We start from the raw sequence: 17279 nt of genomic DNA on the forward strand, positions 1-17279 counted from the left end.
CATGGCTGTGAAGAGCAAGTCCGACGCGCGCGCGCGTCGTCACGCCCGCCTTCGCAAGAAGATCGTGGGCACCGAGGCCCGGCCGCGCCTGGTCGTGACCCGCTCGGCCCGCCACGTCTTCGTGCAGCTCGTCGACGACGCCAAGGGTCACACCGTGGCTTCGGCGTCGACCCTCGAGGCCGACCTGCGCACGTTCGACGGTGACAAGACCGCCAAGGCCCGCAAGGTCGGCGAGCTCGTCGCCGCGCGCGCCAAGGCCGCCGGCGTCGAAGACGTCGTGTTCGACCGCGGTGGCAACCGCTACGCGGGCCGTGTCGCAGCGATCGCCGACGGCGCTCGCGAGGGAGGTCTGAACCTGTGAGCGATGCAGTGACCAACAACAACGGAGAGAACCCTGTGACCGAACAGGCTACGACCGAGCAGGCCGCAGGCACGGCTCCCGTCGAGCGCGAGGCCCGCGAGCCCCGCCGCGGCAGCCGCGAGCGCAGCAACAACCGCGACCGCGGTTCGCGCGACGCCGACAAGAGCCAGTTCCTGGAGCGCGTCGTCACCATCAACCGCGTGTCGAAGGTCGTCAAGGGTGGTCGTCGCTTCAGCTTCACCGCTCTCGTCGTCGTCGGCGACGGCAACGGGCTGGTCGGCGTCGGCTACGGCAAGGCGCGTGAGGTCCCCCTCGCCATCTCGAAGGGTGTCGAAGAGGCCAAGCGCAACTTCTTCCGCGTTCCCCGCACCGGCTCGACCATCCCGCACCCCGTGCAGGGTGAGGCAGCCGCCGGCGTGGTGCTCCTGCGCCCCGCTGCCGCCGGTACCGGTGTTATCGCCGGTGGTCCCGTCCGCGCCGTGCTCGAGTGCGCCGGTATCCACGACGTCCTGTCGAAGTCGCTCGGCTCGTCGAACACGATCAACATCGTGCACGCGACCGTCGAGGCACTGAAGCAGCTCGAGGAGCCCCGTGCGGTCGCCGCACGCCGTGGCCTGGACTTCGACCAGGTCGCACCGGCTCGCCTCGTGCGCGCTGAGGCCGAGGCGAACGCCGCACAGAAGGTAGGTGCCTGATGGCCGCTCGACTGAAGGTCACCCAGGTCAAGTCCAAGGTGAGCGAGAAGCAGAACCAGCGCGACACGCTGCGTTCGCTGGGTCTCAAGCGGATCGGCGACTCGGTCGTCCGTCCCGACGACGCGCAGACGCGCGGCTACGTCAAGACCGTCGCGCACCTCGTGAAGGTTGAGGAGATCGACTGATGGCTGAGAAGAAGGACGACAAGAAGGCGAAGGCCGAGACCACGGCCGCTCGCCCCGGTGTGCTGAAGGTCCACCACCTGCGTCCCGTGCCCGGATCCAACACGGCGAAGACCCGTGTCGGCCGCGGTGAGGGCTCGAAGGGTAAGACCGCGGGCCGCGGAACCAAGGGTCAGAAGGCCCGGTACCAGGTCAAGGCGGGCTTCGAGGGTGGCCAGATGCCGCTCCACATGCGCACCCCCAAGCTGCGCGGGTTCAAGAACCCGTTCCGCGTCGAGTACCAGGTCGTGAACCTGGACAAGCTCGCGGAGCTCTACCCGCAGGGCGGTGACGTCACCGTCACCGACCTGGTCGCGAAGGGTGCCGTCCGCAAGAACGAGAAGGTCAAGGTGCTCGGCACCGGCGACATCTCGGTGGCGCTGAACGTGTCGGTCGATAAGGTCTCGGGCTCTGCCGAGCAGAAGATCGTCGCGGCCGGCGGGTCCATCAAGTAATTCGCCAGCGAGGGCCGGAGTTCGCTCCGGCCCTCGCTTCGTCGTATCCGAGGCGCGCCTGTGAACGGCCTGGGATACCCTGGTTGACGGTGTCTTCCCGAGACGCCGCCCATCCCTTGGGAGGAATCCACTTGTTCAGCGCCATAGCGCGGGTTTTCCGCACTCCGGATCTCCGGCGGAAGATCGGCTTCACCCTGGCGATCATCGCCATCTACCGCCTGGGCGCGCACGTGCCGACGCCGTTCGTGAACTTCCCGAACGTGCAGAGCTGTCTCGACCAGAGCGGCACCGCGCAGGGCCTGCTCTCGCTCGTGAACCTGTTCTCGGGCGGCGCCCTGCTGCAGCTGTCGATCTTCGCGCTCGGCGTCATGCCGTACATCACCGCGACGATCATCGTGCAGCTGCTGCGCGTGGTCATCCCGCACTTCGAGACCCTCTACAAGGAGGGTCAGTCCGGCCAGGCGAAGCTCACGCAGTACACCCGCTACCTGACCATCGCGCTGGCGCTGCTGCAGTCCACGACGCTCGTCACGGTGGCCCGTTCGGGTCAGCTGATCCCGGTGACCGGTGTTCCCGAGTGCGCTCAGCTCGTGACCTCGGAGGCCTGGTACGCCCAGCTCCTGATGATCATCACGATGACCGCCGGCACCGGCCTGATCATGTGGTTCGCCGAGCTCGTCACCGAGCGCGGCGTCGGCAACGGCATGTCGATCCTCATCTTCACCTCGATCGCCGCCACGTTCCCCGCGGCCCTCTGGTCGATCGCGATCGCCCGCGGCTTCGAGATCTTCCTGCTCGTGCTCGCGGTGGGCATCGCCGTCGTCGCCCTCGTCGTCTTCGTCGAGCAGTCGCAGCGGCGCATCCCGGTCCAGTACGCCAAGCGCATGGTGGGCCGGCGCACGTACGGCGGCACGAACACGTACATTCCCATCAAGGTCAACATGGCGGGTGTCGTCCCGGTCATCTTCGCGTCGTCGCTGCTGTACATCCCCGCGCTGATCGCGCAGTTCAACCAGAACCCGGATGCCGACGGCAACGTGCCCGGCTGGGTGGCGTGGATCCAGCAGTACTTCACGACCGGCGACAGCCCGCTGTACATGGCGGTCTACTTCCTGCTGATCATCGGCTTCACCTACTTCTACGTGGCCATCACGTTCAACCCGGTCGACGTCGCGGACAACATGAAGAAGTACGGCGGGTTCATCCCCGGCATCCGTGCCGGCCGGCCCACCGCGGAGTACCTCGACTACGTCCTCACCCGCATCACCGCTCCCGGCTCGATCTACCTGGGTCTCATCGCCCTGCTTCCGCTGATCGCGCTCGCGACGGTCGGTGCCAACCAGAACTTCCCGTTCGGCGGCGCCTCGATCCTCATCATCGTCGGTGTCGGACTCGAGACGGTGAAGCAGATCGACGCGCAGCTCCAGCAGCGCCACTACGAAGGGCTGCTGCGATGACGGCTGCACGTCTGCTGATCGTCGGGCCCCAGGGCTCGGGCAAGGGCACTCAGGGAGTGCGCATCGCCGAGGCGCTGGGCATCCCCGCCGTCTCGACGGGCGACGTCTTCCGGGCGAACGTCAAGGAGGGCACCGAGCTCGGCCAGCAGGTCAAGGCGATCATCGACGCCGGCGACCTGGTTCCCGACGAGCTGACGAGCGCGATCGTGCGCGACCGGCTGGAGCAGGCCGACGCTGCCGGCGGCTTCCTGCTCGACGGGTACCCGCGCAACCTGGCTCAGGTCCGCGATCTCGACGGTTTCCTCCAGGGCCGCGGCGAAGAGCTGACGGCCGTGATCGAGCTCGTCGTCCCCCGCGAGGAGTCCATCGCGCGACTCTCCAAGCGTGCGGCCGAGCAGGGTCGCGACGACGACAACGAGGAGTCGATCGCCAAGCGCCTCTCGATCTACGAGAACGAGACCGCCCCGATCCTCGACGTCTTCCGCGAGCGCGGGATCGTCGATCAGATCGACGGTGTCGGCTCGCTCGACGAGATCACCGAGCGGATCACCGCGGCTCTGACGGCCCGCGGCATCACAGCGTGATCGGTCGCCGCTCCATCTACAAGTCGCCCGCCCAGCTGCAGGCGATGGTCGAGCCCGGCCTGATCACGGCCGCGGCCCTGCAGGCGGTGCGCGACCACGTCGCGCCCGGCGTGACGACGCTCGAGCTCGATGCCATCGCCGCGGACGTGATCCGCTCACGCGGTGCCGAGTCGAACTTCCAGCTCGTCCGGGGCTACCGCCACACCGTGTGCGCGTCGGTCAACGAGCAGGTCGTGCACGGCATCCCGAACTCGCGTCCGCTGGAGCCGGGCGACATCCTCTCGATCGACGCCGGCGCGCAGTTCCGCGGCTGGAACGGCGACTCGGCGTTCACGATCGTCATCCCCGATCCCGAGCGACCGGAGCTCGTCGCGTCGCGCGAGCGGCTGTCGCAGGTCACCGAGGAATCGCTGTGGGCCGGCATCGCCGCCATGGCCAACGCCAAGCGCATCGGCGAGATCGGTGACGCGATCCAAACCTCGATCGAGGCGTCCGGCGAGCAGTACGGCATCCTGCGCGACTACGTCGGGCACGGCATCGGCCGCAAGATGCACGAAGCGCCCTCGGTCTTCAACTACCGCGTGGCCGACCTGGGCCCCGAGGTGAAGCCCGGTCTCGTGCTCGCGATCGAGCCGATGGTCGTAGCCGGCTCGGAGGAGACGTTCACCGAGGACGACGACTGGACGGTCTCGACGATCGACGGCTCGGACGGCTCCCATTGGGAACATAGCGTCGCGGTGCATGATGGGGGCATCTGGGTTCTCACGGCGCCCGACGGTGGCGCCGCGGGGCTCGCCCCGTATGGAATCGTGCCGACGGAAATCGGCTGAGGAGAGAAGTGATGGCTACTGCGGCGACGGGCAAGACCAACTGGTTCGCGATCTGGGTGTCGACGGCCGTGGTGGTCGTGGTGGCCCTCATCGTCGCGCTGGTCGTGTGGATGAACAACAGCGCGACTGACCCCGGCACCCCGCCCACGGGGTCGGGCATCGAGCAGGAGACCGGCGCCGTCGTCGTCGGAGACGGCTCGCAGACGCTCGACACGTACGTCGACTTCATGTGCCCGATCTGCGGTCAGTTCGAGACGACCTACGGACCCGAGATCCTCGATCTCGTGAACGACGGAACGATCACCCTCAAGATCCACCCGATCTCGATCCTCGACCGTGCGTCGCAGGGCACCGAGTACTCGACGCGTTCGGCCAATGCGATGTACTGCGTCGCCGAGGCCGACCCCGACGCCGCCGTCCCGTTCATGCAGGCCCTCTTCGAGCAGCAGCCCGCCGAGCAGTCGACGGGTCTCACCGACGAGCAGCTCCTGCAGATCGCATCCGATGCGGGGGTGACGGGCATCGAATCGTGCGTCACCGATCGCACCTACGAGTCTTACGTCGCCGCGAAGACCAAGGAGACGCCGCTCCAGCCCGGATCGGACCGCGTCGGAACGCCGACGATCGCCGTCAACGGCGAGACGATCTCGAACAGCACGATCCCGGCACGCGGCTCGTTCGCCACGCTCTTCAACTGAGCGGAGCGGGGCGACGCGCCGTGCGAGATACGGCGAGTTGCTCGAGCGTGCGGTAGCGCGTATGCTTGCTCTTTGGTGCGTTGCGCCTCTGTTGGCGTGTCACCGAAAATCCCATCCAACGCAGACCGACCGGCCTGCACAACTGTAAGCGAGCGTATGGCGAAGAAAGACGGTGTCATCGAGATCGAGGGCGTGATCTCCGAGGCTCTGCCCAACGCGATGTTCCGCGTCGAGCTCAGCAACGGACACAAGGTCCTCGCAACGATCTCGGGCAAGATGCGGCAGAACTACATCCGCATCATCCCCGAAGACCGCGTGGTCGTGGAGCTCAGCCCCTACGACCTGACCCGCGGTCGCATCGTCTACCGCTACCGCTGAGCCCAGCGCACGCCGGTCGAGAAGTAACGCCCCGGAGCCCCTGCTCCGTCGGCGAAGACAGCGAATCAGGAACATCATGAAGGTCAACCCCTCCGTCAAGCCCATCTGCGACCACTGCAAGGTCATCCGTCGCCACGGTCGCGTCATGGTCATCTGCAAGTCGAACCCGCGTCACAAGCAGCGCCAGGGCTGATCGGATGCCGCGTCCGCGCGGCACCCGGTACGACGACAACTCAATACACCTCAGGCAGATCAGAACCCGCGCGGCGCAGCCGGCGGGGGACACCTCGGGACGAAGGCCCGAGCACCGATCCTGCTCCACACCTTCGATTACTCCTAGGAGAACCGCATGGCACGTCTTGCCGGCGTTGACATCCCGCGCGACAAGCGCGTGGTGATCGCCCTCACGTACATCTACGGCGTGGGCCGTACCCGCTCGAACGAGATCCTCGCAGCGACGGAGATCGACGAGAACATCCGCGTCAAGGACCTCACCGACGACCAGCTCGTCGCGCTCCGCGACTACATCGAGGGCAACTACAAGGTGGAGGGTGACCTGCGCCGCGAGGTCGCCGCCGACATCCGCCGCAAGGTCGAGATCGGTTCCTACGAGGGTCTGCGCCACCGCCGTGGCCTGCCCGTGCGCGGTCAGCGCACCAAGACCAACGCGCGTACGCGCAAGGGTCCCAAGCGCACCGTCGCCGGCAAGAAGAAGGCGCGCTAAGGCGCGGCCCCCACAGGTTTAGGAGAACACGCACATGGCACAGGCCAAGTCCGCAGCGCGCAAGCCGCGCCGCAAGGAGAAGAAGAACATCGCGCTGGGCCACGCCCACATCAAGTCGACGTTCAACAACACGATCGTCTCGATCACCGACCCGTCGGGCGCCGTCATCAGCTGGGCCTCCTCGGGTGGCGTCGGCTTCAAGGGCTCGCGCAAGTCGACCCCCTACGCCGCCGGCATGGCCGCCGAGTCCGCTGCGCGCCAGGCGCAGGAGCACGGCGTCAAGAAGGTCGACGTCTTCGTCAAGGGCCCCGGTTCGGGCCGCGAGACCGCGATCCGCTCGCTGACGGCCGCCGGCCTCGAGGTGGGGTCCATCCAGGACGTCACGCCGCAGGCCCACAACGGCTGCCGTCCCCCCAAGCGCCGCCGCGTCTGAGCTGACACGGATCCGGATGCCGCATCGCGCGGCATCCGGACTTCCGTCGTTTCCTTGAAAACTCAACACCTCACTGAATTGCACGTGTCATATAGCGGTCACGTGATCGAAAGGAACACATAGTGCTCATCGCACAGCGTCCCACTCTGACCGAGGAGAAGATCGGCGAGTTCCGCAGCCGGTTCGTCGTCGAGCCGCTCGAGCCCGGCTTCGGCTACACCATCGGCAACGCGCTGCGCCGCAGCCTGCTGTCGTCCATCCCGGGTGCCGCCGTCACCAGCATCCGCTTCGACGGTGTGCTGCACGAGTTCAGCACAATTCCGGGTGTGAAGGAGGATGTCACCGAGATCATCCTCAACATCAAGCAGCTGGTCGTCTCGTCCGAGCGCGACGAGCCCATCACGGCGTACCTGCGCAAGACCGGTGCCGGTGAGGTCACGGCCGCCGACATCTCGGCTCCCGCCGGTGTCGAGGTGCACAACCCCGACCTGGTCATCGCGACGCTCAACGACAGCGCGAAGTTCGAGCTCGAGCTCGTCATCGAGCGCGGTCGCGGCTACGTCTCCGCGACCCAGAACCGCAACGAGTACGCCGAGGCCGGTCAGATCCCGATCGACTCGATCTACTCGCCCGTGCTCAAGGTCAGCTACCGCGTCGAGGCCACCCGTGCCGGTGAGCGCACCGACTTCGACAAGCTCGTCCTCGACGTCGAGTCGAAGGCGTCCATCTCGCCGCGCGACGCCGTCGCTTCGGCCGGTCGTACGCTCGTCGAGCTGTTCGGTCTCGCCCGCGAGCTGAACGTCGAGGCCGAGGGCATCGAGATCGGCCCCGCGCCGGTCGCCGAGGTTCTCACCAACGAGCTGTCGATGCCGATCGAGGACCTCGACCTGTCGGTCCGCTCGTACAACTGCCTCAAGCGCGAGGGCATCAACACGGTGTCCGAGCTGGTCGCCCTCTCGGAGACCCAGCTCATGAACATCCGCAACTTCGGTCAGAAGTCGGTCGATGAGGTGCGCGACAAGCTCGTCTCGCTCGGCCTGTCGCTGAAGGACTCGGTTCCCGGGTTCGACGGTGCGCACTTCTACGGCGGATACGACGACGAGAACCTCTGAGCCCCCCTTTCTTCCTGGAGTAATCAAAAATGCCTAAGCCCACCAAGGGTCCCCGCCTCGGAGGCGGCCCCGCACACGAGCGCCTGCTTCTCGCGAACCTCGCCGCGGCCCTGTTCACCCACAAGTCGATCACCACGACCGAGACCAAGGCCAAGCGCCTGCGTCCGTACGCCGAGCGTCTGGTGACTTTCGCGAAGCGCGGCGACCTGCACGCCCGCCGTCGCGTCGCGTCGGTCATCGGCGACAAGAGCGTCGTTCACGAGCTCTTCGCCGAGATCGCTCCGCTCGTCGCCGAGCGCGAGGGTGGCTACACGCGTATCACCAAGATCGGCAACCGCAAGGGCGACAACGCTCCCATGGCTGTCATCGAGCTCGTGCTCGAGCCGGTGAACCCGAAGCCGAAGTCGGCCAAGAAGTCGGCTGCTGCCGCTCCGGCCGCCGCCGAGGAGGCTCCGGTCGAGGAGGCTCCCGTCGAGGAGACCACCGAGGCTCCCGCCGACGACGCCGCGACCGACGCCGGCGCCGAGTCGCCGGAGGAGGGCGCAGCCGCTGAGGCTGCCGCCGAGGACGCCGCTGAGGCTCCCGCCGAGGACGACAAGAAGTAACAGCGCTTCGCGCTGACATCGGGCCCGCACTCTCTTCGGAGGGTGCGGGCCCGATGTGCAAGGGTGGAAGGGTGAGCACGCCGAACGCACCGACCTGCCCCGCCGTCGCGCACTGGCGCACGGCGACCCGCGACGACATCGACGTCATCCACGGCGTGCTGGTGGCCGCCGACCGGGTGGACCACCCGACATGGACGACTCCGCGCGAGGACGTCGCCGAGACGTTCGAGCTGTCGCACGTCGACCATGAACGCGACACGTTGATCGCGTTCGATGAGACCGGCGAGGCGCTCGCGGTCGGTACCGTCACCCTGCATCCCTCGCGCGAGGAGCACCTGCACATCTACCTCACCGGCGCGGTGCGGCCCGACCGGCGCGGCCGCGGGATCGGCACCGCGCTCTTCGCATGGCAGCACGAACGCGCCGAGGAGCAGCTGCGCGAGGCGGCGGCAGCGGATGCCGCGGCGGCGAGCCTGCCCGCCGAGATCCAGGTGTACGCGTCGGAGAAGGACACGGCTCTCGAGCGCATCGCCGAATCGCTCGGCTACCGCACCGAGCGCTGGTTCTCGACGATGCACCGCGACCTGTCCGAACCGATCGCCGCGGTGACGACGCCGGACGGCATCGAGCTGGTGCCGTTCTCGTCCGATCGTGCCGAGGACGCGCGGCTGGCGCGCAACGACGCGTTCCGCGACCACTGGGGCAGCCTGCCGAGCCCGCCGGAGCGTTGGCAGCAGTTCATCGGCGGTCCGTTCCTGCGGCCCGATCTGTGCACCCTGGCCCTCGACGGCGGCGAGATCGTCGCGTTCTGCCTGGCTTCCGTGAACGAGGGCGACTTCGCCGTCCTCGGCCCCAACGCGTACATCGATCTCGTCGGCGTGGTCCGGTCGCACCGCAGGCGCGGGCTGGCGCCGGCGGTGATCTCGCGGTCGCTCGCTGCAATGCGGGAAGCGGGCCTCGGCACGGCGGTACTCGACGTCGACACCGAGAGCCCGACGGGCGCCAACGCGCTCTACGGCGGTCTCGGGTTCACGCCGTACGAGCGCGACCGGGTGCTCGTCCGCCGCTACTGATCCTCGGCGCGGCCGAACAGTTCGAGCAGGGTCGTGCGGGTCTGCTCGGCGGCCCACTGTGCCGCCGCGAGCTGGGTCGCGGCACCGTCGACCGCGCGCTTCACCGTGCGCGCGTAGATGTCGCCGCCGGCTGACTCGGGGTGGATCTGATCGCCGGCGAGCAGATCGTCGTGCCCGGCGATCGCCTGCGACCAGTCGGCGACGGCGACGCGAGGGTGCGACGCCGCGAACGCCGTGAGGTCGCTGTTGACGCCGGGGATCCAGTCCCGCGGTCCGTACGCATTCACCAGGATGACGTAGCGATCGGGGCCGGCGGCGTCGACGATGCTCTGCAGCGCCTCGGTCGAGACCGGGCCGTTCGTGCCGAGGCCGACCACGACATACTCGCGCAGTTCGCCAGAGGCGGCCAGATCGTCGATGATCCGCGCCCCGGCCCACAGCGATCGCGACACCTCGGCGTCGACCTCGATACCCGGCATCGCCTGGAGGAGCCCCGGGGCGGAGGCGAGCATGACCGAGTCGCCGACGGCACTCACGCGGGTGCCGTCGACCGTCTGCGCCCCCGGCGCGGGGGCCGGTGTCGGCAGCCGCCGCGCCTGCTCCAGGGCATCGCGACCGGCGTCCACCGCGCTCTGGCTCGTCGTGGTGCGCGGGGCGGCCGCCACCGCCGCCGTCGTGCCGCCGAGGGCGAGCGCGGCGACGAGGGCGACCGCCAGCGTCGCGGCGCGCCGCGACGGGCGCGCGCGCAGCCCGTGGCGGGCCAGGGCGAGCGCACCTCGGAATCCGTGGCGGCGGACGGGCTGCTCGAGCCAGCGGTACGACCCGGCCGCCAGAACGACCGAAGCCAGCGCCACGCCCGCGCCCGCCAGGACCGGGACGCCCGTCTCGGGGCCTGCGCCGGTGAGCTGGAACGACAGCAGCACGAGGAGAGGCCAGTGCCACAGGTACACCGCGTACGACCGTTCGCCGAGCCACCGCAGCGGGGCGATGTCGAGCGCGCGACCGAACCACGAGCCCGGCCACGCCGCGATCAGCAGCACGACGGCGGTGAGGAGCGACGCGGCGAGGCTCGAGGCCGGGAACGTGATTGCCTCGCCGCCGCCCACGGCTGCGGCGGCCACGATGCCCGCGGTCGCGAGCGCTCCGACGATCACGCCCCACACGGGTCCGACGCCGGCGACCGACGACCTCCTGACGACGAGGCCGTGGAGGGCGAACGCGACGGCGACGCCGATCAGGAGCCCGAAGGCGTGCGTGTCGGTGCCGAAATAGACGCGAGTGAGGTCGGCGCCCGCGGTGACGCTCGTGAACGCCCACGCGGCCGACAGTGCCGCGAGCCCGAGCGCTGCCGCGGCGCGCGAGCGGCGGCCGGGAAGCAGGAGGAAGAGCGGCAGCAGGAGCGGCCAGAGCAGGTAGAACTGCTCCTCGACCGCGAGCGACCACAGGTTGCGGAAGATCTCGGGGTCGGCCGCGGAGAAGTAGGTGCCGCCGTCGGCCATCGACACCCAGTTGTACGAGAACGTGGCCGCCCCCAGCACATGGAGGCCCATGTCGACGAGGACGTCGCCGCCGACCAGCCAGGCCAGCGAGGCGCTCACGGTGACGACGGCCGCGAGGGCGGGCAGCAGGCGCCGCGCGCGCCTCGCCCAGAAGCGTCGCAGCCGGATCCGCCCCTCGCGTGCACGTTCGCGCAGGAGGAGCGTCGTGATGAGGAAGCCGGAGATGACGAAGAACACGTCGACGCCGACGTAGCCGCTCCGCAGGAAGGCGTCGGGGAAGAGGTGGTACACGACGACGAGCACCACGGCGACGGCGCGCAGGCCGTCGAGTCCCGCGATGCGGGCGCGCGGAAGAGGCGGAGGAGTCATACGGCTGTGTCCGGGGTCGTCGGGGGGACGGGCGGCGGCAGCCTCCCAGTGTAGAGCGGGTGCCTGGGGGTGATGTGGTAGACCGGAGGAGAAGCGCGGATCCCGCGCGGACCGTGTCGTGAGAACAGGTGGAACATGGGCGCTCCCGAGGTGCTGGTGCTGGGTGAGGCGTTGGTCGACATCGTCGAGACCGACGATGGTGTGACCGAGCACGTCGGCGGCAGCCCGGCGAACGTGGCGGTGGGCGTCGCCCGGCTCGGCGTCCCCGCCCGGTTGGCGACGCGGCTCGGACGCGACGAGCGCGGTGAGCGGGTCGCCCGCCACGTGAGCGAGGCCGGCGCCGTTATCGCCGAGGCGTCGTGGACCGACGCCGCCACCGACACGGCGCGCGCCCGCATCCGCCCCGATGGCTCGGCGGAGTACACGTTCGAGGTCGCCGGCGTCGTCGAGCCCGCTCCCCGTGGCGATGCCGTCCTCGTGCACACCGGATCGATCGCCCTGTTCCTCGACCCGGGCGGAGAGACCTGTCTCGCGGCCCTCGAGTCGGCCCGTGGTCACGCCGTCGTCACGGTCGACCCGAACATCCGTCCGGCGCTCGTCGGCTCGCGCGAGAGCGCGCACGCGCGCTTCGCGCGTGCGGCCGCCGCGGCCGACCTCGTGAAGCTCAGCGACGAGGATGCCGCGTGGCTCTGGCCCGGCGCCGACTCGCGGACGGTGCTCGAGACCATCGCCGACCTCGGCGCCTCGGCGGTCGTCATGACCCGCGGGGGAGAGGGAGCGATCGGGCGGGCGCCCGACGGTGCGATCGTCGAGGTCGCCGGGGTCGCCGTGACCGTGGCCGACACGATCGGCGCGGGCGACTCGTTCATGGCGAGCCTCATCGTCACCCTCGTCGAAAGCGGCGCGCCGGCCCACGGCGAAGCGCTCGCGCAGGCGATGCGGACCGCTGCGCGCGCCGCGGCGATCACGGTGTCGCGGCCGGGGGCGAACCCGCCCTCGCGCGCGGAGCTGGAAGACTGATCGGGTGCGCCTGAGACTGGACATCGCCTACGACGGATCGGGTTTCTCGGGGTGGGCGCGCCAGCCCGGTCTGCGCACCGTGCAGGGGTCGATCGAGGCCGCCGTCAGCCGGGTCCTCGGCGGCGATGCTCAGCTCGTCGTGGCCGGGCGCACCGATGCCGGTGTCCACGCGTCGGGCCAGGTGGCGCACCTCGACCTGAGCGAGGCGCAGGCCGCGAGACTGCAACGCGGACGCGACCCCGAACCGGCCGCCCTCGCCGGGCGGCTGAACGGCGTGCTCGGACGCTACGCAGACGTGCACGTGCGGGCGACGTCGGAAGCACCCGCCGGTTTTGATGCGCGGTTCTCGGCGGTCTGGCGACGGTACGCCTATCGGGTCGCCGACCGGACGACCGGATACGACCCGCTCGAGCGCTTCCGCACGACGTTCGTGCCCGTCGCTCTCGACAACGCGTCGATGGATGCCGCAGCCCGCAGCCTCACCGGGCTGCACGACTTCGCGTCCTACTGCAAGCCGCGCCCCGAGGCGACGACGATCCGCACGCTGCTCGAGTTCGACTGGCGGCGCGACGAGAGCGGCGTGCTGGTCGCGAACGTCAAGGCCGACGCGTTCTGCCACAGCATGGTCCGCGCGCTCGTCGGAGCCTGCGTCGCGGTCGGCGAGGGGCGGCTGGACATCGAGGATGTGGCGGCGCTGCGCGACGAGCGTCACCGCACCAGTGCCTTCGCGGTGCTCGCCGCTCGCGGGCTCACCCTCACCGAGGTCGGGTACCCCGCCGACGACCTCCTCGCGGCGCGGGCGGAGCAGACCCGCGCCCGCCGCGCAACAGACACCTGACCGAAAGGAAGCGGGCGTAGCCTGGCGGCACCATGAAGGTCATCTCGTACAACCTGCGCAAGCACCGCGCCGCATCCGAGCTCTCGGAGCTCGTCGAGCAGCACGGTGCCGACGTCCTGTGCCTGCAGGAGGCCGACACCAGCGGCATCCCGGATCGGATCGGCGGCCTGCGGCTGGCCGATGCGACGGCCCGCAACCGTCTCGGGCTCGCCGTCTACTACCGCGAGAACACCTACCGGGCAGTCGAGGTGCGTTCGCTCGCGCTGAAGAAGTCGCTGCACGACCGCGTGTTGAAGCCCGCGGAGGAGCGCATGCTCGGTGTTCGGCTCCGCGATATCGACGACGGGCGCGACCTGATCGTCGCGAGCTTCCACGCGGCGCCGCTGACGGCGCTCAACTCGCTGCGACGCAACCAGATCCAGGCGGCGCTCGGTGCGCTGTCCGAACTCGGCGCGGGCCTGCCGATCCTCATGGTCGGCGACTACAACTACCCCGTCTTCAAGGAGAACCTCGGGCAGGTGGTGCGCAAGCAGGGGTACGAGCTGACGCTCAGCGATGCCCGCACGTACACGCGGTACAAGTTCTTCCGCGGGCACTACGACTTCGCGACGAGCGTCGGGTTCGACATCTCACGGGTGCAGACGCTGCCGCAGGGGGCGAGCGACCACCTGCCGATCCTGGTTAGCGCTGAACCGGTCTGAGCTGAACCGGTCTGAGACGCCCGAAGCGCGCCGAGAACGACGGATGCCCCGGAGCCGAAGCTCCGGGGCATCCGATCATGCGTTGCGCCTGATCAGGCAGCGGCCTCGCCGTTGCGGTGACGGCGGACCGTGCTGGCCACGGCGATGCTGCCGCCGGCGAGGGCGAGAGCGCCACCGCCGATCCACAGGCCGAGGAGAGCGGCGTTGTCGCCACCGGTGGCGGGCAGCGTGCCCGATCCACCGGTGCCGCCCGTGCCGCCGGCGGCGGCCGGAACGGCGATGGTGACGCTGCTCGCGCCGGAGACGGCGCCGTCGGCGGTGAGCGTGTACTCGCCGCTCGCGTTCGCGGGGAGCGTCACCTGGAAGGCGACCTCACCGGCCGCGTTGGCAGCCTTGGTGGTGCTGGTCGAGGTGACCGCGAACTTGACGAACGCGACGCTGCCCGCAGCAGCGTTCTCGCCCGTCAGGGTGCCGGTGACGGTCTCGTTCGGGTCGAAGTTGTTGAAGGCGATCGTCGCGGTGCCGCCGGCGGTGACGGTGACGGACGAGCCGCCCACGGGTGCCGGGGTGTAAGCGTTGGCGATCGCGGGGGCTGCAAAGACAGCCGCTGCTGCGATGGCCGAGGCCGCCGCCGCCTTGATGAGACGGTTCTTCATGAGTCCTGCTTTCCTTGGGGTCATCCGGAGGCTCACACCCAACGGAGAAGTAATACTAAGGATTACGTCAGGAGTGGTCATAGCAAGTATTCAGGGTCGGAGGTCCCTGATGCAAGCTGGAACATTTCCATCGCGTTAACATTTCGCGATCCGGATGCCCGGCGGCGCGCCGCGGACGGGGGATTCAGCGCGCGTCGCGTGCGCGGCGCACAGCGGAGGCGAGCGCGATCGTCGCGCCCGCGGCCACGAGCGCGCCGCCGCCGACCCACAGTCCGAGCGACGTGCGAGCGTCGCCGCCGGTGGCGGGAAGACCGGCCGCGTCGACGACCGAGGCGCTCGCGGTGCCGCCGGCCGACGATGCCGAGATCGCCTCGATGTTGTAGACGCCGACCGCGTCGGAGGGGAAGGTCAGGGCCACGGGGGCGAGCGCGCCCTCCGCGGACGATTCGCGCACCGTGCTGCCGGTGGAAACGGCGAAGGCGACGCGTGCGAACGTGACGCCGGCGCCGTTCTCGCCGCGGACCGTGATGGTCACGGCCTCTTCCGGACCGAACGTGCCCTCGGCGCAGGCGAACTCGACCGTGCCGCCGGCGACGAACGCGCTCGGCGTGGTCGTGCAGGAGTTCGTCGGCGGGTAGATGGTCGCGCCGGTGGCGGCGGACGCCGCGGCCGGCAGCGCGATGATCGCGGCGGCGAGAGTCGCGACGGCGACGAGGGAGACGGTGCGGCGCATGATCGGTGAGTCTATGCGTCGCCGCAACGAGCGACAACAACGGTAGGCCGGTCCGCGTCGACCGTCGGGGTGACGGCGGCTGTCGCCGTCGTCGGACCGCCCTGCGCGACCACGCTCACGGTGGCCGTGACCGACTCGCCGGGCGCGAGATCGGAGGAGAACACCATCACCTGGCGCCCGGCGTGCGAGCCGCCGCCGAAGCCCGCGCCGTCGGATCGGGCCGCAGACGACAGGGCGTAGCCCTCGGGCAGGTACAGGTAGGCGACGGTGCGGGCGACGCCGGCGGGAACGCCGAAGCTGCCGCCGCCGGTGACGTACGACGGGAGCGAGGTCGCGGCATCCGCCGGGGCGTTGTTCGCGATCGTGACCTCGAGCGTCACGGGCGACGAGGTGCGCCCGTCGCCACCCACCGCGCACGTGTCCCAGGCGAGACGGGTGTCGGCGGTGACGTAGTAGTCCATCTTCGAGCCGGTGCCGTCGTTGAGGAACACTCCGAACCCGGCGGTGTCGGCATCGGTGGTCGGCAGCGGACCCGCCAGCGTCGTGTCGGCCAGGACCGCCTGGTCCTCCGGGATCGCGCTCCACAGCAGCAGCCGTCGCTCGTCGCCGGCACGACCGAGCGCGGCGATCAGCTTGGCCGGGTCGGCGCCGCCGGCCGCGAGCCGCTCGAAGACGGCTGCCGACGCCGAGGCGAAGAACGCGTCCTGCTCGCGCGGGCTCTCGTAGCGCGCGTACACGTCGTTCAGGAGCAGTGAGACGGCGTTGTCGGCGGAGATCACATCGCCCGTCGGAAGCTCGATGGGGCCCGTGGCGTCGAGGATGTACGACAGGGCGACGGGGTCGGTCGCGATCACGCCGTCGACGCTCTGCCCGGTCTGGCGCAGCAGCATCTCTCGCGCGAGCGGGCCGCCGACGGAGAAGTCGGGGATCTGCGTGACGTTCTGGATGTAGCGGCCCGGACGGGTCTCGTAGATGCGCTCGACCTCGGCATCGAGGGGGAGCACCGGCTCGCCGAAGTTCGAGAAATCCGAGGACGAGGCCTGGCCCGCCAGCTCGATCCGGCCGTCGACGGTGCGCACGATCGCCATCGCGCCGACGATGCCGCCCGTCGAGCGCCACTCGGCGTTGTTCTGGAACGCCAAGAGATAGGTGCGTTCGCCGGAGGCGCCGAGCATCGCGGGCAGGAGCGTGGCGGCGCGGGCGAGAGCGTCCGTGGCCGTGGCGCCCGTGTCGAGGAGGTCGGTGACATCGTCGACGGCGGCGCGCACCGGGCCGATGAGGGGGGTGTCGTCGAGAGCCCGCACGGATGCCGCGGCGGCGGCCACGGTGTCGGCGCCGGCGCGGGCGGGCTCGGCGATCTCGCGGAACACGGCGGTGTCGATGCGGCCGTCGACCGGTCGGAAGGAATCGGGCGAGAAGGCCGACGCGACATCGGCGAGCGGGAGGAGGCCATCACGCGCGATGTCATCGGCCGCCGCGGCGATCGTGCCGACGGCGTGGAGCTGAGGCCCGACCCAGGGGGTGCCCTCGACGAGCGACCAGACCGGGTCGGACGTGAGCTCGCGCGCCCGCTCGGCGTGGTCGGCGACGTCGTTGATGTGCGGTGCGGCCGCCGCGGGGTCGGCGATCAGATCCACGGCGGTGCGGGCGGATGCCTCGACCTCGCGGAGCTCGCCGTAGGCGAGGGCGCCGCGCACCCCGACCCACGCGGCGATCGCGACGAGGGCGATCAGGAGCGCCCCGGCGAAGGCTGCCAAGACGAGCTGCGTCCGGCGCAGAGGGCGGGGCTGGTCAGCGGTGCGCACCCGATCACTCTAAGGGGCGGGGGCGTGCGTAC

The 17279-nt window shown here is 69.9% G+C and carries 22 protein-coding genes; 18 read left to right on the plus strand and 4 right to left on the minus strand.

Annotated features, from left to right (window positions below):
* Position 1 precedes the first annotated feature (1 nt).
* The 15 genes from rplR (at position 2) to ACLBWJ_RS11055 (ending at position 9626) form a co-directional block, all read left to right on the plus strand.
* Positions 2-361 carry a 50S ribosomal protein L18 gene (rplR, locus tag ACLBWJ_RS10985; RefSeq protein WP_404568927.1) on the plus strand — a complete coding sequence of 120 codons (360 nt, stop codon included), beginning with the start codon at positions 2-4 and terminating at the stop codon, positions 359-361.
* Positions 358-1056: a 30S ribosomal protein S5 gene (gene rpsE / locus ACLBWJ_RS10990; protein ID WP_023954060.1), complete on the plus strand. Its 699-nt coding sequence runs from the start codon at positions 358-360 to the stop codon at positions 1054-1056. The genes rplR and rpsE overlap by 4 nt, the downstream gene beginning before the upstream one ends.
* Complete coding sequence (rpmD, locus tag ACLBWJ_RS10995) at positions 1056-1241, plus strand: 50S ribosomal protein L30 (RefSeq protein ID WP_023954062.1); 186 nt, start codon at positions 1056-1058, stop codon at positions 1239-1241. Before rpsE ends, rpmD begins: the two co-directional genes overlap by 1 nt.
* Positions 1241-1732, plus strand: coding sequence for a 50S ribosomal protein L15 (gene rplO / locus ACLBWJ_RS11000; protein ID WP_447660290.1), 492 nt, complete (start codon positions 1241-1243; stop codon positions 1730-1732). Before rpmD ends, rplO begins: the two co-directional genes overlap by 1 nt.
* A gap of 131 nt (positions 1733-1863) precedes the next feature.
* Positions 1864-3189, plus strand: a complete 1326-nt coding sequence (gene secY / locus ACLBWJ_RS11005; RefSeq protein ID WP_112617794.1) for a preprotein translocase subunit SecY — start codon at positions 1864-1866, stop codon at positions 3187-3189.
* The gene (locus ACLBWJ_RS11010) at positions 3186-3773 is read left to right on the plus strand and encodes an adenylate kinase (protein WP_114588836.1); all 588 of its coding nucleotides are present in this window, start codon (positions 3186-3188) and stop codon (positions 3771-3773) included. The genes secY and ACLBWJ_RS11010 overlap by 4 nt, the downstream gene beginning before the upstream one ends.
* The gene (gene map / locus ACLBWJ_RS11015) at positions 3770-4603 is read left to right on the plus strand and encodes a type I methionyl aminopeptidase (protein WP_274179220.1); all 834 of its coding nucleotides are present in this window, start codon (positions 3770-3772) and stop codon (positions 4601-4603) included. Before ACLBWJ_RS11010 ends, map begins: the two co-directional genes overlap by 4 nt.
* 11 nt (positions 4604-4614) lie before the next feature.
* Positions 4615-5301: a DsbA family protein gene (locus ACLBWJ_RS11020; RefSeq protein WP_447660291.1), complete on the plus strand. Its 687-nt coding sequence runs from the start codon at positions 4615-4617 to the stop codon at positions 5299-5301.
* 156 nt (positions 5302-5457) lie between these two features.
* Entirely contained in the window at positions 5458-5679 is a 222-nt protein-coding gene (gene infA / locus ACLBWJ_RS11025) for a translation initiation factor IF-1 (RefSeq protein WP_017201569.1), read from the plus strand.
* 76 nt (positions 5680-5755) lie between these two features.
* Positions 5756-5872, plus strand: a complete 117-nt coding sequence (gene rpmJ / locus ACLBWJ_RS11030) for a 50S ribosomal protein L36 (RefSeq protein ID WP_005050492.1) — start codon at positions 5756-5758, stop codon at positions 5870-5872.
* A gap of 156 nt (positions 5873-6028) precedes the next feature.
* Positions 6029-6403, plus strand: a complete 375-nt coding sequence (gene rpsM, locus ACLBWJ_RS11035) for a 30S ribosomal protein S13 (protein ID WP_023954076.1) — start codon at positions 6029-6031, stop codon at positions 6401-6403.
* 34 nt (positions 6404-6437) lie between these two features.
* Positions 6438-6836: a 30S ribosomal protein S11 gene (gene rpsK / locus ACLBWJ_RS11040; RefSeq protein WP_023954078.1), complete on the plus strand. Its 399-nt coding sequence runs from the start codon at positions 6438-6440 to the stop codon at positions 6834-6836.
* Between the two features lie 122 nt (positions 6837-6958).
* Complete coding sequence (locus ACLBWJ_RS11045) at positions 6959-7948, plus strand: DNA-directed RNA polymerase subunit alpha (protein ID WP_023954080.1); 990 nt, start codon at positions 6959-6961, stop codon at positions 7946-7948.
* 29 nt (positions 7949-7977) lie between these two features.
* Positions 7978-8553, plus strand: a complete 576-nt coding sequence (gene rplQ, locus ACLBWJ_RS11050) for a 50S ribosomal protein L17 (protein ID WP_282501553.1) — start codon at positions 7978-7980, stop codon at positions 8551-8553.
* A 71-nt stretch (positions 8554-8624) separates the two neighbouring features.
* Positions 8625-9626 carry a GNAT family N-acetyltransferase gene (locus ACLBWJ_RS11055; RefSeq protein WP_323986649.1) on the plus strand — a complete coding sequence of 334 codons (1002 nt, stop codon included), beginning with the start codon at positions 8625-8627 and terminating at the stop codon, positions 9624-9626.
* Here ACLBWJ_RS11055 and ACLBWJ_RS11060 read toward each other — a convergent pair.
* A complete protein-coding gene (locus ACLBWJ_RS11060) occupies positions 9620-11494 on the minus strand; it encodes an acyltransferase family protein (protein WP_323986648.1) in 1875 nt (624 codons plus the stop codon). The two genes, ACLBWJ_RS11055 and ACLBWJ_RS11060, sit on opposite strands and share 7 nt — an antisense overlap.
* Positions 11495-11629: 135 nt before the next feature.
* Between ACLBWJ_RS11060 and ACLBWJ_RS11065 the strand changes: the two genes are divergently transcribed.
* From ACLBWJ_RS11065 to ACLBWJ_RS11075, 3 genes are read left to right on the plus strand one after another with little or no spacing between them, the layout of a single operon-like run.
* On the plus strand, positions 11630-12514 hold the full coding sequence (locus ACLBWJ_RS11065) for a PfkB family carbohydrate kinase (RefSeq protein WP_323986646.1): 885 nt from the start codon (positions 11630-11632) through the stop codon (positions 12512-12514).
* A 4-nt stretch (positions 12515-12518) separates the two neighbouring features.
* Positions 12519-13352 carry a tRNA pseudouridine(38-40) synthase TruA gene (gene truA, locus ACLBWJ_RS11070; RefSeq protein ID WP_282501549.1) on the plus strand — a complete coding sequence of 278 codons (834 nt, stop codon included), beginning with the start codon at positions 12519-12521 and terminating at the stop codon, positions 13350-13352.
* Between the two features lie 32 nt (positions 13353-13384).
* Complete coding sequence (locus ACLBWJ_RS11075) at positions 13385-14053, plus strand: endonuclease/exonuclease/phosphatase family protein (protein WP_112617802.1); 669 nt, start codon at positions 13385-13387, stop codon at positions 14051-14053.
* 92 nt (positions 14054-14145) lie between these two features.
* Here the strand turns inward: ACLBWJ_RS11075 and ACLBWJ_RS11080 are convergent, their stop codons facing one another.
* From ACLBWJ_RS11080 to ACLBWJ_RS11090, 3 genes are all read right to left on the minus strand, one after another.
* Complete coding sequence (locus tag ACLBWJ_RS11080) at positions 14146-14709, minus strand: hypothetical protein (RefSeq protein WP_282501548.1); 564 nt, start codon at positions 14707-14709, stop codon at positions 14146-14148.
* A gap of 184 nt (positions 14710-14893) precedes the next feature.
* Positions 14894-15442 (minus strand): cell wall protein, encoded by a 549-nt coding sequence (locus ACLBWJ_RS11085; RefSeq protein WP_269268138.1) that lies wholly within the window; start codon positions 15440-15442, stop codon positions 14894-14896.
* Positions 15443-15453: 11 nt separating this feature from the next.
* A complete protein-coding gene (locus tag ACLBWJ_RS11090; protein WP_447660292.1) occupies positions 15454-17247 on the minus strand; it encodes a DUF4012 domain-containing protein in 1794 nt (597 codons plus the stop codon).
* Positions 17248-17279: the final 32 nt, after the last annotated feature.

It is taken from the genome of Microbacterium sp. M4A5_1d, assembly GCF_053345465.1.